Source organism: Pseudomonas sp. MM227, assembly GCF_947090715.1.
In the GTDB taxonomy this organism is placed as follows: Bacteria; Pseudomonadota; Gammaproteobacteria; order Pseudomonadales; family Pseudomonadaceae; genus Aquipseudomonas; species Aquipseudomonas baltica.
The window spans coordinates 3,580,656-3,599,240 of record NZ_OX352319.1 but is presented as its reverse complement, the minus strand read 5'-3'; the positions used below and the strand labels follow the sequence as shown (position 1 = coordinate 3,599,240).

At 63.5% G+C, this 18,585-nt stretch carries 16 protein-coding genes; 7 read left to right on the top strand and 9 right to left on the bottom strand.

Annotation, left to right across the window (positions count from 1 at the left end; genetic code table 11):
* Nucleotides 1-7 precede the first annotated feature (7 nt).
* The 5 genes from ONG87_RS16340 to ONG87_RS16320 all read right to left on the bottom strand — a co-directional run bounded on the left by ONG87_RS16340 (nucleotide 8) and on the right by ONG87_RS16320 (nucleotide 6,034).
* The gene (locus ONG87_RS16340) at nucleotides 8-1,132 is read right to left on the bottom strand and encodes a DUF1120 domain-containing protein (protein ID WP_264381652.1); all 1,125 of its coding nucleotides are present in this window, start codon (nucleotides 1,130-1,132) and stop codon (nucleotides 8-10) included.
* Complete coding sequence (locus ONG87_RS16335) at nucleotides 1,129-3,501, bottom strand: fimbria/pilus outer membrane usher protein (RefSeq protein WP_264381651.1); 2,373 nt, start codon at nucleotides 3,499-3,501, stop codon at nucleotides 1,129-1,131. Before ONG87_RS16335 ends, ONG87_RS16340 begins: the two co-directional genes overlap by 4 nt.
* Nucleotides 3,501-4,223 carry a fimbria/pilus chaperone family protein gene (locus ONG87_RS16330; RefSeq protein WP_122475003.1) on the bottom strand — a complete coding sequence of 241 codons (723 nt, stop codon included), beginning with the start codon at nucleotides 4,221-4,223 and terminating at the stop codon, nucleotides 3,501-3,503. The genes ONG87_RS16335 and ONG87_RS16330 overlap by 1 nt, the downstream gene beginning before the upstream one ends.
* A 226-nt stretch (nucleotides 4,224-4,449) precedes the next feature.
* Nucleotides 4,450-5,106, bottom strand: a complete 657-nt coding sequence (locus ONG87_RS16325; RefSeq protein WP_122475001.1) for a DUF1120 domain-containing protein — start codon at nucleotides 5,104-5,106, stop codon at nucleotides 4,450-4,452.
* 247 nt (nucleotides 5,107-5,353) lie between these two features.
* Nucleotides 5,354-6,034 (bottom strand): spermidine synthase, encoded by a 681-nt coding sequence (locus ONG87_RS16320; protein WP_122474999.1) that lies wholly within the window; start codon nucleotides 6,032-6,034, stop codon nucleotides 5,354-5,356.
* A gap of 84 nt (nucleotides 6,035-6,118) precedes the next feature.
* Between ONG87_RS16320 and ONG87_RS16315 the strand changes: the two genes are divergently transcribed.
* Entirely contained in the window at nucleotides 6,119-6,397 is a 279-nt protein-coding gene (locus ONG87_RS16315) for a hypothetical protein (protein ID WP_122474997.1), read from the top strand.
* Nucleotides 6,398-6,570: 173 nt separating this feature from the next.
* Here ONG87_RS16315 and ONG87_RS16310 read toward each other — a convergent pair whose 3' ends face one another.
* The gene (locus ONG87_RS16310) at nucleotides 6,571-8,625 is read right to left on the bottom strand and encodes a S9 family peptidase (protein ID WP_264381650.1); all 2,055 of its coding nucleotides are present in this window, start codon (nucleotides 8,623-8,625) and stop codon (nucleotides 6,571-6,573) included.
* A 120-nt stretch (nucleotides 8,626-8,745) separates the two neighbouring features.
* Here ONG87_RS16310 and ONG87_RS16305 point away from each other — a divergent pair, with 120 nt between their 5' ends.
* Genes ONG87_RS16305 through ONG87_RS16295 form a run of 3 tightly spaced genes read left to right on the top strand, consistent with a single transcriptional unit; the run spans nucleotide 8,746 to nucleotide 10,623 of the window.
* A complete protein-coding gene (locus tag ONG87_RS16305; RefSeq protein WP_264381649.1) occupies nucleotides 8,746-9,228 on the top strand; it encodes an MFS transporter in 483 nt (160 codons plus the stop codon).
* Nucleotides 9,229-9,258: 30 nt separating this feature from the next.
* Nucleotides 9,259-10,041 carry a class II glutamine amidotransferase gene (locus ONG87_RS16300; RefSeq protein ID WP_122474991.1) on the top strand — a complete coding sequence of 261 codons (783 nt, stop codon included), beginning with the start codon at nucleotides 9,259-9,261 and terminating at the stop codon, nucleotides 10,039-10,041.
* Nucleotides 10,042-10,083: 42 nt separating this feature from the next.
* On the top strand, nucleotides 10,084-10,623 hold the full coding sequence (locus tag ONG87_RS16295) for a DUF2937 family protein (RefSeq protein ID WP_185795090.1): 540 nt from the start codon (nucleotides 10,084-10,086) through the stop codon (nucleotides 10,621-10,623).
* Nucleotides 10,624-10,686: 63 nt separating this feature from the next.
* Here the strand turns inward: ONG87_RS16295 and ONG87_RS16290 are convergent, their stop codons facing one another.
* The 3 genes from ONG87_RS16290 to ONG87_RS16280 all read right to left on the bottom strand — a co-directional run bounded on the left by ONG87_RS16290 (nucleotide 10,687) and on the right by ONG87_RS16280 (nucleotide 14,056).
* Nucleotides 10,687-11,865 (bottom strand): VWA domain-containing protein, encoded by a 1,179-nt coding sequence (locus ONG87_RS16290; RefSeq protein ID WP_192058708.1) that lies wholly within the window; start codon nucleotides 11,863-11,865, stop codon nucleotides 10,687-10,689.
* A 31-nt stretch (nucleotides 11,866-11,896) separates the two neighbouring features.
* Nucleotides 11,897-12,742 (bottom strand): MoxR family ATPase, encoded by an 846-nt coding sequence (locus tag ONG87_RS16285; RefSeq protein ID WP_056844259.1) that lies wholly within the window; start codon nucleotides 12,740-12,742, stop codon nucleotides 11,897-11,899.
* Between the two features lie 237 nt (nucleotides 12,743-12,979).
* Nucleotides 12,980-14,056, bottom strand: coding sequence for a DUF748 domain-containing protein (locus ONG87_RS16280; RefSeq protein ID WP_264381648.1), 1,077 nt, complete (start codon nucleotides 14,054-14,056; stop codon nucleotides 12,980-12,982).
* Nucleotides 14,057-14,179: 123 nt separating this feature from the next.
* Here ONG87_RS16280 and cysK point away from each other — a divergent pair, with 123 nt between their 5' ends.
* The 3 genes from cysK (at nucleotide 14,180) to ONG87_RS16265 (ending at nucleotide 18,582) form a co-directional block, all read left to right on the top strand.
* On the top strand, nucleotides 14,180-15,154 hold the full coding sequence (gene cysK, locus ONG87_RS16275; protein WP_122474984.1) for a cysteine synthase A: 975 nt from the start codon (nucleotides 14,180-14,182) through the stop codon (nucleotides 15,152-15,154).
* Between the two features lie 425 nt (nucleotides 15,155-15,579).
* Nucleotides 15,580-16,518: an aspartyl/asparaginyl beta-hydroxylase domain-containing protein gene (locus tag ONG87_RS16270; RefSeq protein WP_122474982.1), complete on the top strand. Its 939-nt coding sequence runs from the start codon at nucleotides 15,580-15,582 to the stop codon at nucleotides 16,516-16,518.
* 111 nt (nucleotides 16,519-16,629) lie between these two features.
* Entirely contained in the window at nucleotides 16,630-18,582 is a 1,953-nt protein-coding gene (locus tag ONG87_RS16265) for a TonB-dependent receptor (protein ID WP_264381647.1), read from the top strand.
* Nucleotides 18,583-18,585 lie beyond the last annotated feature (3 nt).

Sequence of the window (18,585 nt, the reverse complement as noted above, 5' to 3'; positions counted from 1 at the left end):
GCATGCGCTACAGGTAGATGATCTCCAGTGTGGCCGAGCCGTCGATCGGGGTTTCCTGGCGCACGTCCAGCCCTCGGGCTGGAGCCAGGTGCAGGTCGACGGTCAGCGGCAATGACAGTCCAGACCAGGCGCCGGGGGCGACGCCGGGTGTCGCTTGTCGCCCGAGCGCGGTGGGCGGGCCGTCACTGCGCAGCCATCCATCGGGGTGCAGTCGCCAGGTTTGCGCAGAAGCGTCTCCGAGCAAGGGATAAGCACTGCTGCCGTCACGACCGATCCCCGTGCCCAGCCGAGCAGTGAAACCGCCCAAGGCCTGACCGTCCGCCGTGCGGCCGATGCCGAACAACGTCGGAGCGGCAGCCAGGAGCTGGTCGCTGACGGAGCCGGCCCGGTTATCCAGCGCGCGGATAGCGAAGCGCGTCGGTGCGTCGCAGTCCACTTCCAGCACCGTTTGCCGGCTGAACGTGGTGACCGATTCGCGCCGCAGATCGGCCATGCCAATGCGACCGAAGTTCACGTTCGCGTTGCCCGCCAGCGAGGGCCGACACGCCGCTGGAGCGAACCCGGCCTTCACCAGCAATGGCTTTTGCTGACCGACAATGTCGAAACTGCCGCTGGCCGACAGCTCATGGGCGTCACTGACGGCGAGCACGGTGGGGGCAAGCGTGGCCTGCAGTTCGATCTGCGCCTGCAGGCGTTTGCCCCTGACCGCGTGGCCGGCCCGCAGCGGTTGCAGTGGCTGGTCACCTTCCAGCGCCGCTGCGCCGGTGCGGGTTGCAACCTGTGGCGCAGCGGCCGCCACCTGGCCCCACTGTACGGGCTGATCGTCCACCGATGCCTGCAGCACGCGCAGACGGTAGGCGCCTTGCGAACCCAAGGCATAGCCCTGGTTCGAGAACTGGCCGGCCCGATAGGCAAGCGTCAGATCCTGTTCGGTTTCACACAGTACGCTCAGGCTGAGTCGACGCGGCGGCAAAGGCACCTCGCCGGACGCCAACTGCACGGTCGTGCGATTGAATTGACCCAGGTCGATGTCGGCCGGGCTGAGCGACAGGCTGCATCCCTGCGCAAATGCCTGCAACGGTGTGGCCAATGCGGTGGCCACCAGCGCCGTCAGGAAGGTGCAACGGCTCATGATTCGCTCTCCTCGACCCGGCACTGCGCCGTGGTCTGCTCGTAATACGCCTCGGCATCGGCGCTGGCCGGCAGTTCGAACTGCAATCGGCACGGCTGCTCGTCTACCGTGCGGCTCCACAACTGCGGACTCGCATGGATATTGGGCACGAAGACCGCGCCGTCTTCCTGTACCAATGTCACCAGTTGGCCCTGCGCATCGGTGACGCCCGTGCTACGGTTGAGGCGCCGCCCGGCCTCGTCCTGCACCTGAAGCAGCAAGCGCCGCGTGACCTCCACACCGAACATGATGCGCGGCACTGCGCCACGCGCGGCCTGGAGGGTGGCTGCGCCTTGATGCACGTCGACGTTGCGCGGTAACGATGCAGTGGCCACCTGCACGTTGCTGCGACCGAACGGAGCCAGTTGCGGCAGCACGGCGCGGCCCTTGCGGTCGGTCCACACGCTGCCGCCGGGGGTATCGATCTGCACGTTTGCGACATTTTCCAGGGTCAACAGGCCGAAGGTGTCCTGCAACGGGTAGGGTGACAAGGTGAAGCCATCTTCGTGGAGCACCACGGCGCCTCGTGCAGCGCCACTGTAGCCATGGCTGTCGCTGCCGTAGTTGGCATAGCCGACGTCCAGTTGACTGGCTTGGGTCAGCCGCGATACGCCGCCGTTGTAGCTCACCGCGCCAGTGCGACTGGCGCGCTCGGCGGCGACTCGGTACTGAGTGCGCTCGTCCCAGCGGCCTTGCACACCGCTGCCCAGGCGGATGCCGGTGCTGTCGTTGCGGGCGGTCGAACGCCAGTTCAAACCGTCACCCAGGGGCAGGCTGGCGCTGAAATACAAGGCATTACCCAGGCCACCGTCGCCGGCCAGCTGCCATTGCCCGGTAGCGGTCAGAGACACGGGGCCGAGCCGTCGCCCCCAATTGACCTGGGCTCGACTGGAGCGTTGCCCGTCGAACGCCGTGGCGGTGGACCACGTGCCGCTCAGGCTGCCCGTCCAGGGATGGGTCCAGCCCAGGCCGAAGGCGTACTGATCACGCACTCGGCTTCGCTGGCCAGCGGGCTGATTCCACCCACTGTCGATCAACTCTCGATAGCCGACTGTCTGCCGACCTGCACTGAGCAAGGCTGACCAGCGATCGCCGAGCTGCTGATTGAGACTGATGCTGCCCTGCACCCCCTGGTCGTCCGATTCGCTGGCATGCGCGGCCTGTAACAGGCTCTGCGCTCGCGAGCCGGGCCACGGTTCCAGGTTGAGCCCGGCGCCGCCGGCGTTGTAGCCTTGGCCGATGAGGGCACCGCCACTGATACTGGCGGCCGGCGCCAGTGGGTAGCTGCCTCCGGCGCTCAACACCCAGGGTTCCCGAGCGCTGCGCCCACTGTTGCGCAGCTGTCCGATGCCCACAGCAAAGCCCTGTGAGGGCAACTCCAGGCCCAAGGTGGCGGCCAGGACGGTAAAGGTGCGACGTTCGCCATCGGCCTCGATCACCGTGACCTCCAGGTCTCTGCGCCGGTCAAGTTGGGGAATATCGCTCAACTCGAAAGGTCCGGCCGGCACCACGGTTGAATAGATCAGCACGCCGCTCTGGCGAACGTCCACCCGCGCCTGGGTAGCCGCAATGCCCTGCACCCGAGCGCCACGGCCGCTGCCGCCGAGCGCCGGTTCGCTCATCCACTGCGCGCCGGTGACGCGCGCGCCGGCGAGCACCGGGTTGCTCAGGTTGATCTGGCCCAACTGCAGCATCGCCTGCTGGTCGCTGAAGGTGCGCTGCGCATAGGCTTCCATGTGCTGCAGGCTCGCCTTGCCCTGCACCGAGCTATAGAACTGACGGCTGCGCAGGATCCAATCGCCTGCATTGACGCCAGCCTCGGTGTTGGCCGAAAGAAACCGGCTGCGTTGACCATTGAACTGGTTGTACAGGCCCTGCACGTCATAGTTGAGCAGGCCGGCAACCCCACCTCGGGTAAAGGCCGATTGGTCGGCCGATGCAGTGCGCAAGGCAGGTGCAGGTACCAACAGCCGCACTTCACCGGCTTGGGGTAGCAGTTCGATCAGGGTCTGCGGAAATTGCTCGATGAGCTCGCCGCAGCCTGACCCGGTATCGACCAGTTTCCCGGCGTCGCGCACGGCCTGGTCGATACACAGGGCACCTGCGGTGTCGAAGGCGGCTTGGACAACGCCTCTGGGCTGACCGTTGACCCACAGTCGCACAGCGTGCACGCCTTCTGTGAAGCGCGCGGTCTGGCTCAAGTAGGCGGCCAAGTCAGGATCGATACCACGCAGGCGCAGGGTTTCGCTGTCGAAACTTGTTGCGCTTGCAGTCTGGGTGTACAGCGCCAACGTCACTGCGGACAATGTGCTACCAATGAGCGCCTTCATCAAGGCGCGCCCTGATTCAGCGTTGCCTGATGCGTACCTACGGCAAAACCGTACACCGTGGCAGGGGTAAACAGGACCTGCCCATCGGCGACGGCCAGCGCCTTGCCGGGCAGAGTCAGCCGATCACCGGGCAATACGTAGCTGCGGGGCAGCTGCCAAGGGGTCTTGCTCGGCAGGCTGTGCACTTCCTGTGACAGACGCACGACATAGGGAGTGGGGTTGGATACCGTAAGCTGGCTGTCCTGCAGCGACCAGTGCAGGCCCTTCCAAGGCTCGGCGTTCCTCACCAGGCCTTTGGGGTGCAGGATCACCGGCAGATTCTGTCGTACGTTTACCGATACTCGTGCCTCGCCGGGTTTACCTGGCTGGTCGTTCTGCGCCAGTCCCTCGAAGATGACCCTTTTCAAGCGTTGAGTGGTGAGCGGTTCGGAGTTCGACAGGATGAAGCGCACCAGCTGCGATTCACCCGCCTCGACGCGCGCGATGGGGGGTGTGACGAACAACAGCGACGCCTTGTCTTCGGGGATGTGATCCAGCGTGACGTGCAGCAGCGCAGGATGCTGGTCGCTGTTGGTCACTTTTATGGCGGTTTCGGCATCGCCTTCGTAGACGATGACCACCGAGGTTTCCGGGATCATGCCGTCGGCATGGATTTCAGGACTGCAGATCAGCAACGCTGTGATGCCCAGGTACGCATACAAAACGTGGTTGCGGCGGTTCATCGGTTTCTCCAGACAGGGAACGCAACAGGCAGGTACGACCACGCCTTCCTCGACACCGCAGTGCCGGGAAGATCGTGTGAGGGGGAAGGGCAGCAGTACTCTAAAAGCAATCCGCGCGTTCTCGGCTCGGACCCTTCAGCAAGTGCAGGACGAAAAGATTGCAAGCGACGTAGGACGTATCTGCGCCAGGCTTTGCCGACAAAGAAACTACCGCAACGCGGTGTCGTTACAGGTACACGAGTTCGATGGTGGCGGCACCGTCGAGGGCGACTTCGTCGGTCAGGGTCAGCCCTTTGGCCGCAGCGATGACCAGATAGGATTTGAGTGCGAAAGTGGCATCCTTGATCGGCAGCGGTTGCGCCAAAGCCCCTGCTGTATCGGTGAAACCCAACAGCTCGCCGTAGTTGCGAATACCTTTCTCGCCCTGGGTCGCACTGGTCCATACGGTGCCCGCCGCATTACCTACGCCTACGAAAGCAGGTTTGCCGTCAATCAGTGATTCGCGTGGGTAGATTTCCAGAAAATGCGCACCGATTTTCTCTCCTTTGGGCGTCAAGCCCAGCCCGTAGGGTGTCACGTACCAGTTATTTCCGACGGTATCTGCACGATTGTCGATCCCACGGATTCCGTACACCGTAGCAGCCGTGCAATTGACGCTCAGGGTGGCGACCTTCTTGTTCTCGGTGAAACCTGTTGGCCCATCCACGTTGAGGTCGCTCTTCGATATCTTGCCGTGGTGGAAATCGCTGGCAGAGAGCGATGGGGTGCAAGCGGCCGGTACGATCGAGCCGGTGACACTCAAATCAACGGTTGAAGCCGCCATCGCGGTCGGGAGTGCTGCCAGCAGCGTGGTGCCGATAAGCAGACGGGATATAAGGGTCATGTTGATTTCCAGATTGGTTAATGGTGGTTGCACATCGCAACACCGCCAACTCTAGAAGCCGCTGAACAGCCCGTAAGTGAGCCGATTCAGAAGTTTGCCGTGAAACCTCCTAGCCGATTTCCACAGCCGAACAGGAATGCTCCTCACCGTAGGAGCGGTCATTGGCCGCGAAGCAGACGCTGCGGTGCATCTAGCGGACCGTGCTGCGCCCTTCGCGGCCACGGACCGCTCCTGCGGCGCAGTGGGTTCAGATTTTCTGGGCGATCCAGATGGTATGGCGGGTGCCCTTGTTGCCGTGGGCGAACACTTGCACTTCTTCGGCCTTGAAGCCGGCCTTGCGCAGTTTGTCGCTGAACTGGCGGTCGGCGCTGGCCGACCACACGGCGAGTACACCCTTGGACCTCAAGGCTTTCGCGCAGGCCGCCAGGCCACCGCTCGAATACAGCCAGCTATTGGCCTTCTGGGTCAGACCTTCGGGGCCATTGTCCACATCCAGCATGATCGCGTCGAAACCGGCCGGCTCGGCCTGCAGCACCTTGGCCACGTCCTCCAGGCGGATGACGGTGCGCGGATCGGCCAGGGGGTTGCCGGCTTTTTCGCCCAACGGGCCACGGTTCCACTCGACCACGCCGGGCACCAGTTCGGCGACCACCACTTGCGCGGTCTTGCCCAGATGCTTGAGCGCCGAAGCCAGGGTGAAGCCCATGCCCAAACCGCCGATCAGCACCCGCGAGTTCGGTCGCCCGGCCACCTTGCGGCAGGGGATCTCGGCCAGGGCGTCTTCGGAACCGTGCATGCGGGTGTTCATCAGTTGTCCGCCATCGCCTCCCTGGATCTTGATGACGAAGTCTTCGCCGTACTCGAACAGGCAGAGCGCACCGCCGTTGTCGGGGATCGGTGTGGTGTCGAGCAGTACGAAGCGTTTCATCGGTCAATCTCGGAAGGAGGACAAGGTAGTGCCATGGTAGTAGCCTGTGTCATCGGAACAGGCAGTCAGGCCTTGGGGTGTTCAATGAAGTTGCGCAGTGTATCGGTCTTTGCATGTGTTGCCCTGTGTGCCGGTGTCGCATCGGCCTCGTCGCTGCCCCCGGGATCGCCGGGTACACCCACGCCAACCCCCTATCCACAGGTTACCGTGCCCTCGACCCATGGCGGCGAGGGCATGAGCGGTTCACCGCCGCTGCTACCGCCCATACCGTTGCCTGCGCCACCCAAGGCCGAGAACGTCCCCGAACCCGAACGTCAGGACACGCCGCCAACCCCGGTCAAGCCCAAATCCCCCGGCGGTTGATCGCGTTTTCCCTGGCATACCGCATTCTCCGCCGACGCGGCTCGCGCCGCTGCTACAGGGGCTCACAAGCCGCCTGAAACCCCGCAATCCCCACCGCATCCGATGCGCCGCGAACCCTGTAGCAGCGGCGCAAGCCGCGTCCGGGTTCACCGCGTTTCTTCAGGCACGCCACATCAAGATTGCTTGGGTGTCCCCAGGGCCTTGAGCACGAAGGCATATTCCAACGCCACGTCACGCAGGCCCTGGTAACGGCCGCTCATGCCGCCATGGCCGGCGCCCAGTTCGGTCTTGAGCAGCAGCAGGTTGTCGTCGGTCTTGCGCGCACGCAAGCGCGCTACCCATTTTGCCGCTTCCCAGTACTGCACACGGCTGTCGTTGTAGCCAGCGATCACCAGCACGTGCGGATACGCCTGCGCGGTGACGTTCTCGTACGGCGCGTAAGCCTTGATGCGCGCATGCACCTCGGGGTCCTGAGGGTTGCCCCACTCGTCATATTCGGTCACGGTCAGCGGCAGGTCGGGGTCGAGCATGGTGTTGAGCACATCGACGAACGGCACCTCCGCTACCGCCCCCTGGAACAGCTCCGGACGCTGGTTCAACACTGCGCCGATCAACAGGCCGCCCGCGCTGCCGCCACTGATGACCAGCTGCTCGGCGCGCGTCAGCCCCTGCTCGATCAAGTGTTCGGCACAGGCGATGAAATCGCTGAAGGTATTGCCTTTGTGTTCCTGCTTGCCAGCCCGATACCACGCCTCGCCCAACTCGCCGCCGCCGCGCACATGGGCGATGGCAAAGGCAATGCCGCGGTCCAGCAAACTCAACCGCGCATGGGAAAACCACGGATCCAGGCTCTCGCCGTAGGCGCCGTAGCCGTACAGGTACAGCGGTGTGGCCTGCCCAACGAATGCTTTCTTCATCACCAAGCTGATCGGCACCTGAGTGCCGTCTGCGGCGGTGGCCCAGAGGCGCTGGCTGACATAGTCGTCGGCGTCGAACCGACCCAGCACCGGGGTCTGCTTGAGCACCACTTGGGCGCCGTCGCGCAGGTTCAGTTGGCGAACCTGGCCAGGCCGGTTCAAGGCCTCGTAGCGCAAGCGAATCTGCTCGCTGGCAAACTCCAGGCTGTCGGAGACATACAGGCTGTACGCGGCATCCGGCAGTTGCACCGGGTAGGGCGCCAGGCCCTGGGCATGGACTTCGATGATCGGCAGGCCGCGCGCGCGCAGGCTCAAGGTGAAGGCAGCGGCATTGAGGGTCACCCCTTCGAGCATCACATCGTCACGGTGTGGGATCAGCGTTCGCCACTGCTCGCGAGTCGGCGCCGCGCCCGTGTCGGCGGCCTGGTACAAGGCGAAGTTGATGCCCGACTGGTTGCTGCGGATGAACCAGGTCCAGGCACCGTCGAGTTGGCCGTGATCCGGATAGTACTCATGGTCCTCGACCCTTGGCGCCAAGCAGGTGAAATCCCCTGCAGGCTGGTCGGCATCCAGCACCCAGGCTTCGCTGGTGGTCTTGCTGTTGAGCAGCAGGATCAGCTGGCGCTCGGAACTGGAACGGTAGCAGTGCAGGAAGAAGCGCCCGTCGTTCTCCTCGAATACCTGCTCGGCGCCGTCGCTGCCCAAGGTGTGGCGGTGCAGCCGGTGAGGGCGGTGGGTTTCGTCCAGTTCACCGAAGAACAGGGTCTGGCTGTCATTGGCCCAGGTCATGCTGCCGTCGCAATCCTCGAAAGGCAGCTCGACCACCGCATCGTTGCCCAGCTCTTTGACGAACAGGCGGTAGATCTCGTCGCCACTGGTGTCCAGGCTGTAGGCCAGGCGCTGCTGGTCAGGACTGATGTTGAACGCGCCCATCGACAGGAAGCCACCGTTGGCCAGCACGTTAGGGTCCAGCAGCAACTGCTCGGAGTGCTCGTCGACCTGGGTCGAGCCGTCGTCCGGGCGTGCGCAGCGATAGTGCCGCGGGTACTCGTCGCCGGCCGTGGTGCGGGTGTAGTACAACCACGGCCCCCACGGCGAGGCGAGGGACAGGTCGGTTTCCCGGATGCGCCCCTTGATCTCCTCGAACAATTGCTCGCGCAGCTCGGCCTGGTCGGCCAGTTGTGCCTCCTGCCAGGCGTTCTCGGCCTTGAGGTAGTCAAGCACGTCGGCGCGGTCGCGCACCTGCAGCCAGGCGTAGGGGTCGTCACCGGGGGCGACATGGGCGATGGGGGCGACGATAGGCTGGGACATGAGCGGCTCTCTTGGCGCGGGTGCTGGCGGTGCATGCCTCGGGGGCACGACAACAGCAGCGCCGGGCAGGCGAAAAGCCGTTATCATAAGCGCCTATTTGCCTGCCATGCCACGGACACCATGACCGAGAACGACTATTTCCTCGCCTGGGGTATCTACGCCTTCGCCGCCCTGGGCTGCATTCTGGTGTGGTTTCGTATCACCCGCTGGATGTGGCGCTACCTGCGCGAGCCCTTGCGCCTGCTCGGCGTGGTGCTGCTGCTGACGCCCACCGTGGTCGACCCGGCCCGCGACCTGCTGGCCCCCGCCGTGGCGATCAGCGCCCTGGAGCTGTTGTTCAAGATGGGCGGCAGTGCCTGGGGCGCGATTTCCGACCTGACCATGGCCGCAGTGATTGCCTTGGGCGTGTACGTGATTTTCGCGCTGGTGCGCCTGCCGTTCCTGCGCAAGGCCCAGGCCCGGCGCCTGGCGCAGGCCGAGGCAGACGCCGCCGCGCAGCGCGAGGGCGACGATCGAACCCGCGCACGTGGCGTTGAAGAACGCGAAGAGCGCCCCGTGCCCACGCCGCCACGGGACAACCTGCGGGTCGAACCGCGCATCTGAATCCACGTTCCATCGTCTCGAGTACCGTGCATGTGTGAACTTCTGGGCATGAGTGCCAACGTACCGACCGATATCGTTTTCAGCTTCACGGGCCTCATGCAGCGCGGCGGCCGCACCGGTCCGCACCGCGACGGCTGGGGCATCGCTTTCTATGAAGGCCGTGGCCTGCGCCTGTTCCAGGACCCGACCGCGAGCAGCGAGTCGGAAGTGGCGCAGCTGGTGCAGCGCTATCCGATCAAGAGCGAAGTGGTCATCGGCCACATTCGCCAGGCCAACGTCGGCAAGGTCTGCCTGGCCAATACCCATCCCTTCGTGCGTGAGCTGTGGGGACGCAACTGGTGCTTCGCCCACAATGGCCAACTGGCCGAGTTCAACCCGCGCGCCGATTTCTACCGCCCCGTGGGTGATACCGACAGCGAAGCGGCGTTCTGCGACCTGCTCAACCGCGTCCGTGAATGCTTTCCCGAGCCGGTCGAGTTCGAGCGCCTGTTGCCCATCCTCGTGCAGGCCTGCGAGCAGTACCGTGGCCAGGGTGTGTTCAATTGCCTGCTCAGTGACGGCGACTGGCTGTTCTGCTTCTGCTCGACCAAGTTGGTGCACATTACCCGGCGGGCACCTTTCGGTCCGGCCCGGCTCAAAGACGTGGACGTGATCGTGGATTTCCAGGCCGAGACCACGCCCGACGATGTGGTCACAGTGATCGCCACCGAGCCGCTGACCGAGAACGAAACCTGGAACCGCTACGCGCCCGGCAACTGGGGTCTGTGGCGCCAGGGCGAATGCGTGGCCACCGGGCAGGCGCAGCCTGCCTGATACCCCACCGTGGCGCTGCCACCTTTGACTGAGAGGACGTTCATGCTGCGAAGCTACCTGCGACTTGTGCTGTTTGCCGTCGGCTTGCTGGTGGGTGTGCAAGTACCCGGCGTGATCAACGACTACAGCCAGCGGGTCGAGGCCCATCGGCTCGAAGCGCAGCAGAGCCTGCGTGGTTTCAGCGAGACCGCGCAGCGCTTCTTCAATGGCGACCTGCAGGCGCTGGTGGCGCACTACCGTGCCAGCGAAGACCCGGTGTTCCGCAGCGACGCCGCCAGCATCGGCGCGCTGCTGGCCCGCAACCAGTTGCTGGAACGCGAGTGGCAAGCGCTGCAAGGGCCCTGGTATGCGAAAGCCTGGCATGTGGTGGCCCAGGCCGATCCGCAATTGCGCCAGGAAACCTTGAATGGCTACAGCTATCAGGTGCTGCTGGCGCCTGAGGCAATTGCCTGGGGCATCGCCTGTGCGCTGGTGCTGGCCTGGGTGGTGGAATGCATCATCCTGTTCATCGGCTGGACCCTGTGGTTCGGCCGCCGCCGTGCCAAACCCGTGGCCGAGCCCCTGGTACGCCGCGAACGCTAGAGCGTGCTCCTACCTTCACCGTAGGAGCGGTCAGCGGCCGCGAACAACCTCACGCAATACCTTTCACTTGGCCAGGTAGCGCATCCCGTCTTCCAGGCCACTCAGGGTCAGCGGGTACATTCGCTGTTCCACCAGATCGCGAATGATGTGCGTCGACGCCGTGTACCCCCAGGTGTTCTCGGGGTAGGGATTGATCCAGATCAATTTGCGGTAGGTCTGCATGAACCGCTGCAACCAGACCAGCCCCGCTTCTTCGTTCCAATGCTCGACGCTACCGCCCGGATGGGTGATCTCGTAGGGAGCCATGGCGGCGTCGCCGATGAACACCACTTTGTAGTCGGGGCCGTACTTGTGCAGCAGGTCGTGGGTGCTGATGCGCTCGGCGTTGCGGCGCTGGTTGTCCTTCCAGACCGTCTCGTAGACACAGTTGTGGAAGTAGAAATACTCGAGGTGCTTGAACTCGGTACGGCAGGCCGAGAACAACTCTTCGCAGACCTTGACGTGGGCGTCCATCGAACCGCCGATATCGAACAGCAGCAACAGCTTCACGTTGTTGCGCCGCTCGGGACGCAACTGGATGTTGAGCAGCCCGCCATCGCGTGCGGTGTGGTCGATGGTGCCGTCGATGTCCAGCTCTTCGGCCGCCCCTTGCCGGGCAAACTGGCGCAATCGACGCAGTGCCACCTTGATGTTGCGCGTACCCAGTTCCACGCCGTCGTCCAGGTTGCGGTACTCGCGCTGATCCCAGACCTTCACCGCCTTGCCCTGGCGCTCGCCGGCATCGCCCACGCGAATGCCTTCGGGGTGATAGCCACCCGAGCCGAACGGACTGGTGCCTCCGGTGCCGATCCACTTGCTGCCGCCGGCATGCCGGCCTTTCTGTTCCTCCAGGCGTTGCTTGAAGGCCTCGATCAGCTTGTCCAGCCCGCCCAGGGACTGGATCTGCGCACGTTCCTCGGCGCTCAACGAGCGCTCGAACTCCTTGCGCAGCCATTCTTCCGGGATCAGTGCTTCGAGGTGTTGATCGAGGTGCTGCAGGCCATTGAAATAGGCTGAAAACGCCCGGTCGAATTTGTCGAAGTGACGTTCGTCCTTGACCAGTATCGCCCGCGCCAGAAAGTAGAATTCGTCCATGTCGGCGAACGTCACGCGCTGTTCCAGGGCATTGATCAGGTCGAGCAGTTCACGCACCGACACAGGTACCTTGGCCGCGCGCATTTCATTGAACAGGTTGAGCAGCATGGCCGACGCCCTCGCAGTCGAAAAAGGGGGATCAGCGGTTGCCGCGTCGGCTCATGAACGCCAGGCGTTCGAGCAATTGCACGTCCTGTTCGTTCTTGACCAGTGCACCGGCCAGCGGTGGGATGGCCTTGGTCGGATCACGTTCGCGCAGCACGGCTTCGCCGATGTTGTCGGCCATCAGCAGTTTGAGCCAGTCGACCAGCTCGGAGGTAGAGGGCTTCTTTTTCAGGCCGGGCACCTTGCGCACGTCGAAGAACACGTCCAGGGCTTCGGCCACCAGGGTTTTCTTGATGTCGGGGTAGTGTACGTCGACGATGCGTTGCAGGGTCGTGCGGTCGGGAAAGGCGATGTAGTGGAAGAAGCAGCGACGCAGGAATGCGTCGGGCAGCTCCTTTTCGTTGTTGGAGGTAATGATGATGATCGGGCGGTGACGGGCCTTGATGGTTTCGTTGGTCTCGTAGACATAGAACTCCATCTTGTCGAGTTCCTGCAGCAGGTCGTTGGGGAACTCGATGTCGGCCTTGTCGATTTCATCGATCAGCAGGATGACCCGCTCGTCCGCCTCGAACGCCTCCCACAGCTTGCCTTTCTTCAGGTAGTTGCGCACATCGTGGACCTTGTCCACGCCCAGTTGCGAGTCGCGCAGGCGGCTGACCGCATCGTACTCGTACAGCCCCTGGTGGGCTTTGGTGGTGGACTTGATGTGCCAGGTGATCAGGCGCGCGCCGAAGGACTCGGCCAGTTGTTCGGCCAGCATGGTTTTGCCAGTGCCTGGCTCGCCCTTGACCAGCAGGGGTCGTTGCAGGGTGATCGCGGCATTGACCGCCAGCTTGAGGTCGTCGGTGGCGACATAGGCGGGAGTGCCTTCGAACTTCATGGGGCTGTCCTCGGTGATCAAAAGTGGTGGCCGACTATATAGCGCAACGAGCTGCTTGTGGTGTGCCAGAAGGCTTGGCGCAACCCCCGTAGGAGCGGTCAGTGGCCGCGAACGGTGCCACGCGGTGCGCCAGATACACTGCAGCGCCTGGTTCGCGGCCAAAGACCGCTCCTACGAGAAAACCCAAGGAGAGCGGCTGGCCCTCTGCCCGCGAAGGGGCCAGGCCTGTCAATCACCTCATTGCTGCTTCGGCGGCGCCTGTTCGTAGCGTGCATTGAAAGCCTGCACGAACCCGTTGCGCAAGATCTGCCAGAACGCCTGCAACGGGCTGATGTCCTGACGATGCACATTGCCGCTGAGTTCGACCCGGGTCGCGAACTGGTTCTGCGACTGGTTTTTCAATACCGTCTCGGTCCCGCCCACCACGGCCTCCCAGATGGAACGCAAGATGCCCTTGTCCTTGTTCTCGACGTCCTGTTGCCAGTTGAACACGTCGACATTGTGCAACAGCGGCTTGATGTAACCACTGAGGCGGGCGTTGTCGGCGTCGGCCTCGATCACGATGTCGCCACTGCCGGCGTTGAAATCGAACTTGCCATAGGCCCCCGAGAAATCGTTGAGCCGACGCAACTCGATGCCGGTGGCGCGCAAGCGGAATTCGAAGTCTTCGAAGTTGCTGAACGGATCGAACGTGGCGGTGCTTTCAATGGGGGCCTGGCCGAACAGCTTTGCGTGGCCTTCGAAACGCGCATCGCGCTTGCCTTCGAGGTCCTCGACATTGGTCAGGTTGTACAGGCTGGCGTTGACCTGGGTGGCGCTGAGGTTGACCTGGGGTTTGGACGAAAAATTGCGGAAGCTGATCTTGCCATCGTTGACCCGCACTTCGTTCAAGGTGATCGGCAGCAGCTTGTTCATCTGGTCGCGCCAGTCGGTGCCGGCACCGGTCTGGGTGGCCTGCTTGTTGGTACCACCGTCGACGAAGTTGAGCTCGGGGCGCAGGAATTCCACATGTGCGACCACAGCATGCTTGTTCCACAGGGCGTGCCAGCTCACCGCGATGTCGATCACCGGTGCGTCGAGCAGCGGCACGGGCACTTTGCCGGAGGTCTTGACGATCTGCAGGCCGTTGATCTGATAGGCGCCGCGCCACCAGGCCAGGTCCACATCGCTGACACGGCCTTTGTAGTCGCCCATGTCGGCCAGCTTGTCGTTCAGGTAGTCGCGCACCAGATAGGGCAGGGCGATGTGCAGCCCCAGCACCAATACGACCAGGCCGGTCACGGTCCATAGCGGCCAGCTGTAACGACGTTTCATGGCAGACTCTCCAGAACGATAGTTAGCGATTGACTGTCCACAGTCTCATCCGTTCGCTGGACTCGCCCCCATCGCGGGCTTAACCTTGGATTTTTCCTCCTGCAGCACAAGGACCCTTACGCCATGAGCCGCATTTACGCCGACAACGCCCATTCCATTGGCAACACGCCGTTGGTGCAGATCAACCGCATCGGTCCGCGCGGGGTGACCCTGCTGGCCAAGATCGAGGGGCGCAACCCCGGCTACTCGGTCAAGTGCCGCATTGGCGCGAGCATGATCTGGGACGCTGAAAGCTCGGGCAAGCTCAAGCCGGGCATGACCATCGTCGAGCCGACGTCGGGCAATACCGGCATCGGCCTGGCATTCGTGGCCGCTGCGCGCGGCTACAAGCTCATGCTGACCATGCCCGCGTCCATGAGCCTGGAGCGCCGCAAGGTGCTCAAGGCGCTGGGTGCCGAACTGGTGCTGACCGAGCCGGCCAGGGGCATGAAGGGCGCCATCGAAAAGGCAGGGGAGATCGTCGCCAGTGATCCCGAGCTGTATTTCATGCCCCAGCAGTTCGACAACCCGGCCAATCCGGCCATTCATGAAAAGACCACCGGGCCGGAGATCTGGAACGACACCGACGGCGCCGTTGATGTGCTGGTGGCAGGTGTGGGCACGGGCGGCACGATTACCGGCATCTCGCGCTACATCAAGCACGTCCAGGGCAAGTCGATTCTCAGCGTCGCGGTCGAACCGCTGGGTTCGCCCATCATCACCCAGGCCATGGCCGGCCAGGAAATCAGCCCGGCACCCCACAAGATTCAGGGCATCGGCGCCGGCTTCATCCCGAAGAACCTCGACCTGTCGCTGGTGGATCGGGTCGAGCTGGTCAGCGACGACGAAGCCAAGGCCATGGCGCGGCGCCTGATGCAGGAGGAGGGCATCCTCTGCGGTATTTCCTGTGGCGCGGCCATGGCGGCCGCGGCCAAGCTGGCGGAAAAGCCGGAAATGCAGGGCAAGACCATCGTGGTGATCCTGCCCGATTCGGGCGAGCGTTACCTGTCGAGCATGCTGTTCAGCGACCTGTTCACCGAAACCGAACTGCAGGCTTGATCGCTGTTGTGTGACGGCTGACGCCTTCGCGGCCGCGGACCGCTCCTACGGCCATACACCACCCCCGTAGGAGCGGTCCGCGGCCGCGAAAGCCACGCCGCGGTATATCTGACACACCGCGCTGGCCTTTTCGCGGCCGATGACCGCTCCTACGGGTATACGCCACCTCCGTAGGAGCGGTCCGCGGCCGCGAAAGCCGCGCCGCGGTATATCTGACACACCGCGCTGGCCTATTCGCGGCCGATGACCGCTCCTACGGGTATACGCCACCTCCGTAGGAGCGGCCCGCGGCCGCGAAAGCCGCGCCGCGGTATGCCTGACACACTGCAAGCCCGTCCATGTGCCGACCGCTGCCCGACGCCTTTCATTTCCAGTCGGGCCACCAGGGTTTATCATGGCGCACTGCCCACTCGAGGATCCGCTCCATGACCCTTTCCTTTGCCGCCAAGGCTGCCGTGTTGCTGCTGTTCATCGGCAGTACGCTCTACGTGCACCTGCGGGGCAAGGCGCGTCTGCCGGTGTTGCGCCAGTTCGTCAACCACTCGGCCCTGTTCGCTCCCTACAACGCCTTGATGTACCTGTTCTCCAGCGTGCCGTCCAAGCCCTACCTGGACCGCAGCAAATTCCCGGAGCTGGATGTGCTCAAGGACAACTGGCAGGTCATCCGCGACGAGGCCATGCACCTGTTCGACGAGGGCTACATCCGCGCCGCCGAGAAGAACAACGATGCCGGTTTCGGCTCGTTCTTCAAGAAAGGCTGGAAGCGTTTCTACCTCAAGTGGTACGACAAATCCCTGCCGTCGGCCGACGCGCTGTGCCCGCGCACCGTCGAACTGGTCAACAGCATCCCCAACGTCAAGGGCGCAATGTTCGCGCTATTGCCGGGCGGCAGCCACCTCAACCCGCATCGCGACCCCTTTGCCGGATCGCTGCGCTACCACCTGGGCCTGTCGACGCCAAACTCCGATGCCTGCCGCATTTTCGTGGACGGTGAGGAATACGCCTGGCGCGATGGCGACGACGTGATGTTCGACGAAACCTACGTGCATTGGGTGAAGAACGAGACCGAGCACACCCGGGTCATCCTGTTCTGCGACATCGAACGCCCGCTGAGCAACCGCTTCATGGCGAGCCTGAACAAGCGCGTCAGCGCCTTTCTAGGGCGTGCCACCGCACCGCAGAACCTTGACGACGAACGCGTGGGCGGCATCAACCAGGCCTATGCCTGGAGCAAGACCTTCAGCGATCGCTTCAGTGGCAAGGTCAAGCAGTTCAAGCGAGCCAATCCCAAGGCATACCGCGTGCTGCGCCCAGTACTGGCAGTGGTCGTGCTGACGGCGCTGGGTTACTGGCTGTTCGGCTGACCGCTCGGCCAGCCCTGACACCGCAAATCCTGCCCCTGTCACACCTTGTCCAACCTTCGTGCCTGAGGATGCATACGATTCGCTTTTACAACAGAATCGTAGGGAAGTTCCATGCATCCTCCACTTTCCTTGCGGCCCTTGGCTGCAATGATCGCCCTGGTAACTGCCGGGCTGGCGCAAGCCGAACCGATCGAACTGGCTGCACCGACCGTCCTCGACGAGGTCGTGGTCACAGCATCAGGCTTCGAGCAAAGCGTGGAGGACGCTCCGGCCTCCGTCACCATCATCACCGGCGATGAGCTGCGCAAAAAATCTTACAACGATCTCGGCGACGCCGTACGCAACATCGAGGGGGTCGTCGTCAACGGCAGCGCCAATGAAACCGATATCTCCATCCGCGGCATGCCACCGGACTACACCCTGATTCTGGTCGACGGCAAACGCCAGAGCAGCCGTGAAACCCGAGTCAACGGCAACCGTGGCTACGAGCAGAGTTTCGTGCCACCGGCCGAAGCCATCGAGCGCATCGAAGTGGTCCGCGGACCGATGTCTTCGCTGTACGGCTCGGACGCCATCGGTGGCGTGATCAACATCATCACCCGCAAGGTCTCCACGCAATGGGGTGGCTCGGTTTCCTACGATTACGCCGCGCGTCAGCACAGCGACCAGGGCAATTCGCGGCAGACCCAGTTCTACCTCAACGGCCCGCTGGTGGAAAAATACCTGGGGGTGCAGGTCTGGGGCCGCTACCTCGACCGTCAGGCCGATGACGACGTGGAACTCACCAATGGTTTCACCAAGGCCGACCACAAGGACCTCACCGCACGCTTGGCCTTCACGCCCACCGAGGATCACGACATCCTCCTGGAAGGCGGTGCCACGCGCCTGAAGAACGGCGACGGTACCAGCGTCAACTGGGCCACCCGCGAGCAGGAAAACAACCGCGATCATTATTCCATCTCGCACCAGGGCCGCTGGGGCTGGGCCACCTCGGACGTGTCCCTCGCTTATGAAAGGGCCAGCCGCGAAGGCAAGGCGGCGGCCAACCAGCCGGAGATTCTCGGACGCAAGCCAGTGGTGGAAAACACCGTGCTCGATGCCAAGCTGGTCATCCCTACGGCCTACAACATCACCACCACCGGGTTGCAATGGAACCGCGCCAAGCTGACCGACTGGAACCAGGGCTTGATGGACGGCCGCGACTATGAGTTTTCGGTGACCCAGAAAGCGCTGTTCGCCGAGAACGAATGGTCGGTGACCGACGATTTCGCCTTGACCACCGGTGCCCGGGTGGACGAGCACGAGCAATACGGCACCCACGTCAGCCCACGGATCTACGGAGTATGGCGCGCCACCCCGGACTGGACGTTCAAAGGTGGCGTGGCGCGCGGCTTCAAGGCTCCGGAGATTCGCGCAGTGGTGCCCGGCTACGCCACCATTCGCCGCAACACCTACGTCAATCTCGGCAACCCGGACCTCAAGCCCGAAACCAGCACCAACTACGAGCTGTCGGCGCTGTGGTCCAATCGCAACGACCTGTCGGCCGGGGCCACGGTGTTCCACAATGTCTTCAAGGACAAACTGTCCACGGAAAACACCGCGCGGCGCTGGAACGGCTACATCGTCCAGGACCGCATCAACGTCGACGAAGCGACGATCACCGGTGCCGAGGTCAACGGACGCTGGGACATCACTCGCGCGGTGGCGCTGAAGGGCAACTACACCTACACCGACTCGGAGCAGAAGAGCGGCAGCAATGCCGGCGCACCGCTGTCGCTGACACCCGAGCACAAGGCCAATATCAGCGCCGACTGGACCTTGTCTGACCGCGCCCAGGCCTGGGCCTCGGTCAACTACTATGGCCAGGAATACGGCACCACCTTGAGCGGCGAACCGGCACCGGCCTATACCACCGCCGACGTCGGCGGCTCGTACGAGCTGACCCGCGACATCACTCTCAAGGCCGCGGTGTACAACGTCGCCGACAAGCGCCTGGACGACGACACCTACGGCACGGTCAATTACGGCCGTACCTTCTGGATGGGTACCACGCTGCGCTTCTGATAC